Annotated in this window: 4 protein-coding genes; all 4 read left to right on the top strand. The window is 62.1% G+C overall.

Annotation, left to right across the window (positions count from 1 at the left end):
- Positions 1 to 134 precede the first annotated feature (134 nt).
- The 4 genes from G510_RS16995 to G510_RS0113110 all read left to right on the top strand — a co-directional run bounded on the left by G510_RS16995 (position 135) and on the right by G510_RS0113110 (position 3,324).
- Positions 135 to 590, top strand: a complete 456-nt coding sequence (locus G510_RS16995; protein WP_036323445.1) for a DUF305 domain-containing protein — start codon at positions 135 to 137, stop codon at positions 588 to 590.
- Between the two features lie 144 nt (positions 591 to 734).
- Positions 735 to 1,574 carry a F510_1955 family glycosylhydrolase gene (locus G510_RS0113130; RefSeq protein WP_029153981.1) on the top strand — a complete coding sequence of 280 codons (840 nt, stop codon included), beginning with the start codon at positions 735 to 737 and terminating at the stop codon, positions 1,572 to 1,574.
- Positions 1,575 to 2,170: 596 nt separating this feature from the next.
- Complete coding sequence (locus G510_RS0113115) at positions 2,171 to 2,572, top strand: four-helix bundle copper-binding protein (RefSeq protein WP_029153979.1); 402 nt, start codon at positions 2,171 to 2,173, stop codon at positions 2,570 to 2,572.
- A 155-nt stretch (positions 2,573 to 2,727) separates the two neighbouring features.
- A complete protein-coding gene (locus G510_RS0113110; RefSeq protein ID WP_029153978.1) occupies positions 2,728 to 3,324 on the top strand; it encodes a DUF305 domain-containing protein in 597 nt (198 codons plus the stop codon).
- Positions 3,325 to 3,472: the final 148 nt, after the last annotated feature.

Here is a 3,472-nt window from a genome sequence, read left to right as displayed (position 1 = left end):
ATGCAATGCCCGGAACTCACACCTGCCCTCGAGACATCACCGCCCGCTGATCATGCCAGCTGAGCCCACCCCAGGCTCATCGGTGGATCGAGGCTCAGTCGTCGTCGACTTCGGCAGCGAACGAGGCTGACGAGATGTTCGTCACGATGATGATCCCTCATCACGAGCAGGCGATCGAGATGGCCGACATGCTGCTAGCTAAAGACGGTGCCGACGCACGCGTGGTGGAACTTGCCGAGCAGATCAAGGCGGCGCAGGGCCCCGAGATCGACAAGATGCTCGGATGGCTCGAAGACTGGGGTGTGGAGTACGACCCCGACTCCATGGGAGGCATGGATCACGGTTCGATGGGCGGTGACGACAGCATGATGTCCGAAGAGGACATGACCATGTTGGAGAGCGCGGATGCTGTCGAGGCGAACAGCCTGTTCCTGGAGCAGATGATCGTGCACCACGAAGGTGCCGTCGACATGGCGCAGACGGCGCTTGATGATGCGCAGAACCCGGACGTCCTCGAGCTCGCGCAACAGGTGATCGACGACCAGACGGCGGAGATCGCCACGATGCAGGAACTCCTCGGCCAGCTGTAGGAATCCTCCGGGCGGGCCGGTATCCGATCGTCCCGCCCGGACCTGTCATCCGTGCTGCCCCATTGCGGCAGCAGTCAGACGTCGGCGTGCTCTTGTTGCGCGTCGTGAAGCCAGGCCCGCTTGAGGCCACTCACGGAAACCATCATGAAACGCTCACTCCTTCTCGCAACCGTCACTGTGACCGTCCTGGCGGCTGTCGCCACCGGATGCACCGCGACACCGCTCGGCAACCCGGACTCAGCTCCCCGCATCGACCACATCCACGGCATCGCCCAAGATCCCCGGGGCGATGATCTGCTGGTGGCCACGCACAACGGAATCTTCACTCTCACACCAGATGGGGATATCTCCGGCCCGATCGGCGGTCACGCCTTCGACGCCATGGGATTCACGGTCTCGGGAGACGCGCTGTTCGCCTCCGGGCATCCCGGCGAAAAGACCCCGGCCGAACTCGGATCGCCCAACCTCGGCATCATCCGCAGCGACGACTACGGGAACACTTGGTCGCCTATTGCTCTCAACGGAACCACCGACTTCCACATCCTCACCGCGGCCCCGGACGGCACCCTCTACGGCGTCCCCTCTAGCCAAGTGAACCTGCTCACCAGCACAGACGAGGGAAACAACTGGACGGAGCGTGCGTCCCTCGGCGCCGCTGATCTCGCGGTCACCGAATCCGGTTTGTACGCTGCAGCCGAAGAAGGCGTTCTCTTCAGCAGCGACGGCGGTAACACATTCACTCCAGTCGACGGAACACCTGTGCTCTACGCGCTGGAGGCTCGCACCGATGGCACTCTTCTCGGCGCAGGCACCGATGGCGTCCTGTGGACAGAGGATGAAAATGGAACCTGGCATCAGCTCGAATCCCTCCAAGGCGCCGTTCAAGCCCTCACGGTCATCGACGACCGCGTCATCCTCGTCGATGACCGGGGCATCGTTGAAGTCTCACCGGACAGCACCACTGTGCTGAGTCCCGCCCAATAACGCGGGCGCAAAGACCTGTGCCCAAGGATTCCTCGTGAAAGCGCCCAAGAACCCCTTTCGGAACCTCGTGTTGTTCGTCATCGTGGCGACGGTCGCCGTTGCTCTCCTCGCCGCTGCTAGTTTTCTCGCCATTGGAGCGATCTTCTGATGACCCCCACCGGCTCCAGATCCCCCTTCGACTCGATGCACCATCTGACGGCCGTGCACTCGTCCTCACCCGGCGCGCCTTCGCCTCGCAGTCCCGCGGAGCGGACGCATCGAAGGCTCGTGCGTCTTGGATATATGCTCTTGATCTGCGGTCCAGCCCTCGCGCTCGCGCATCTGATCAGTGATGCCCAATCGACCGACGTCGCTTGGTGGACGTACACGATCGCCAGCTTTGACATCGCCGTAATCATGGTCATTGTCGCCCTGGCTCTGATCCTTCGAGCTCCACCCAGTCACGCTGCAGAAACGGAATAATCGTCACCGCACAGTAATCGCTGCGACGATGATCTGCCGCTGAACTACCATGCCCTCCCGGGGTATTCAACGGGGTCCCCGGGAGCGAGGTGCGGTCGTAGTTTAAAGACTCCACAATGACGAGAGGAGCCACTATGACTGTCGCGGCGGAAATGCTCCGCACCTACCCGAAGGACCTTGGCCAGGCTGACCGGAAGGTGCTGGTGGAGTGTATCGAGGCGTGCGTTGAGTGCGCGCAATCATGCACCGCATGCGCCGACGCGTGCCTGAGCGAGGAAATGGTTGCCGAGCTGACGAAGTGCATCCGCACGAACGTGGACTGCGCCGACCTCTGCGAAACCACCGGACGCATCCTGTCCAGGCACACCGGGTACGACGCCAACCTCACCCGCGCAACCCTCGAAGCGTGCCGCACGGCATGCGCGAGCTGCGCCGACGAGTGCGAGAAGCACACGATGCACGAACACTGCACGGTGTGTGCTGCGGCCTGCCGGCGATGCGAAGATGCCTGCGCCGCGCTCCTCGCAACCCTCTGAATAGCCACCTCGACGGCGTCGTGCAGTTCTTCGCTACCCGCATCAATCCAGTGATGCCCGTTGACCAGGCCGAAGCAGACTAGCGAGCGCTCTTACCCCACACGTCGTCATCAATCGCGCTACCGCGCAACGAACCGAGACGACAGGTGAGGAATATGTCGAAGGACGCGCACGAAACAAATGGACGACAAGCAGGGGCGAAAAAGCACGGATCGCTGACGATGTACTTGCGATTCGCGGCGATGATTCTCACCGGCATGGTCGTGATGTATTGGACGATGTTCGCTGGAGTGTGGGAATGGGGGCACATACGCTTCAGCGAAAGCCGCGTCTTCATGGCGCTCACTATGGGCGGCGCCATGGGGCTGGTCATGCTGGCCTGGATGCTCAACATGTACAAGCACAGGAAAGCGAACATTGCGGTCATCATCGTCAGCGTTCTCCTCCTCGGAGGAGGCATCGCCCTCGACCGCAGCCAGATCACCGTCGACGACACCGCGTACATGCGCGCAATGATTCCGCATCACTCGCTCGCGATCACCCGATCCGAGCGAGCACAGCTGCAGGATGTCCGCGTCTGCGAACTTGCGGTTGAAATCAGCGAAGCGCAGCGCCGGGAGATCCTCGAAATGGACTGGCTCATCGCCGACATCGAAAGCAACGGCCTCGCGCTGACGGCCGAGGACGCGCAAGACCGACCCGTTCCAGACTTCGAACGGGCAGCCGACCGCCAGTGCTCGGACGACGGATGACGATTGGTAGCGATAGTCGATCGATCATGGCTTGTGCTCCGAGAGCCTGCCGGAAACGATGGCGGTCTCAACCGGTCAACGCACCACCCAGTGGTGGAAGCATGCGGATAGATCGGCGAGGAGGCCCGGGCATGGTGTTGAGTCTCGA

It is taken from the genome of Microbacterium gubbeenense DSM 15944 (genome assembly GCF_000422745.1).
Taxonomy (GTDB): Bacteria; Actinomycetota; Actinomycetes; order Actinomycetales; family Microbacteriaceae; genus Microbacterium; species Microbacterium gubbeenense.
The sequence above is the reverse complement of the archived record's forward strand: the minus strand, read 5'-3'. Positions and strand labels throughout refer to the sequence as shown.

What these genes read in the sequence shown, in the direction of transcription:
- G510_RS16995 (WP_036323445.1), top strand. Translation starts at nt 135, where the DNA reads ATGTTCGTCACGATGATGATCCCTCATCACGAGCAGGCGATCGAGATG.
- G510_RS0113130 (WP_029153981.1), top strand. Translation starts at nt 735, where the DNA reads ATGAAACGCTCACTCCTTCTCGCAACCGTCACTGTGACCGTCCTGGCG.
- G510_RS0113115 (WP_029153979.1), top strand. Translation starts at nt 2,171, where the DNA reads ATGACTGTCGCGGCGGAAATGCTCCGCACCTACCCGAAGGACCTTGGC.
- G510_RS0113110 (WP_029153978.1), top strand. Translation starts at nt 2,728, where the DNA reads ATGTCGAAGGACGCGCACGAAACAAATGGACGACAAGCAGGGGCGAAA.